Here is a 1094-nt window from a genome sequence, read left to right as displayed (position 1 = left end):
GGTTTCGAAGTCTGTATGAAAATTCGCGAACGATTCAGCATGGTTGATCTTCCGGTTCTGATCATTACAGCTGCCATTATCGGCCATGACAAATACAAGGCTTTTCATGCCGGAGCGAATGACATTTTGCAAAAACCCTATCATTACTCTGAATTTATGGCGCGTATTCAAAACCTGATAATGATGAAACATACAGCAAATCAAGCCACAAGAATGGAAATGGCGTTTCTCCAGTCGCAAATCAAGCCTCATTTTCTTTATAATGTATTAAACACGATTATTTCTCTCACTCATTTGGATATTGAAAAGGCCCGGGAGGTAACAGAGGAATTTACCAACTATTTAAGAATGAGTTTTGACTTTCAAAATACATCAGCCATCAGTTCCTTCAGACATGAGCTTTCGATTATCAATTCCTATCTTTCTATAGAAAAGACGCGATTCAGTAATCGGCTTGAGGTTCTTTTCGATATAGATGAAGACATTGACTTTATCCTTCCGCCTTTAATGATTCAGCCCTTGGTGGAAAATGCCGTTCTTCACGGTGTCAGCAAGAAAAGAGGCGGAGGATGGATCAAACTGACAGCTAAAAAACAAAGCAAAAATGAGTATCACATCAAAGTAGAGGATAACGGTCCCGGGATAACTCCGGAAAAACAAATAGATCTCTTATCAACGGATTTTGATCGCAGCGTCGGATTGAAAAATATCAATCAGCGGCTGAAACATTTTTGCGGAAGCGAGTTGATGATCAGCAGCACTCCGGATGCAGGCACCTCTGTCTCAATGCTCATTCATCTCGCTGAAACAACAGAAAGCCCCGCGGGACTGAAGGACACAGAACGAACCTAAACGAAAATTGAGATAAAAAAAAAGACGCCGTTTCTAACGGCATCTTTTTTATTCCGGCGACTTTGCTTGCTGCTTCAGCAGGTCTCTGATTTCTTTCAGCAGCTCCTCCTGCGCATCCACCGCTTCCTCCGCAGCCTCTTCTTCTGCTGCTTCTTTTTTGCGCCTTAACCCATTCAAAGTCCGAATGACGATAAAAATGGAGAACGATATAATTAAGAAGTTCACAATCGTCTGTTTTAAGT

At 41.7% G+C, this 1094-nt stretch carries 2 protein-coding genes; one reads left to right on the top strand and one right to left on the bottom strand.

The features are described 5' to 3' along the window. Positions 1-852: sensor histidine kinase (locus tag ACWF4Z_RS38415; RefSeq protein ID WP_452248123.1), on the top strand; the 852-nt coding region annotated here is incomplete at its 5' end. A gap of 48 nt (positions 853-900) precedes the next feature. Here ACWF4Z_RS38415 and mscL read toward each other — a convergent pair. After that, positions 901-1094 (bottom strand): large conductance mechanosensitive channel protein MscL (gene mscL, locus ACWF4Z_RS38410; protein ID WP_452248122.1); only part of this gene is annotated, 194 nt, incomplete at its 5' end.

It is taken from the genome of Kribbella sp. NPDC055071, from assembly GCF_053608045.1.
The sequence above is the reverse complement of the archived record's forward strand: the minus strand, read 5'-3'. Positions and strand labels throughout refer to the sequence as shown.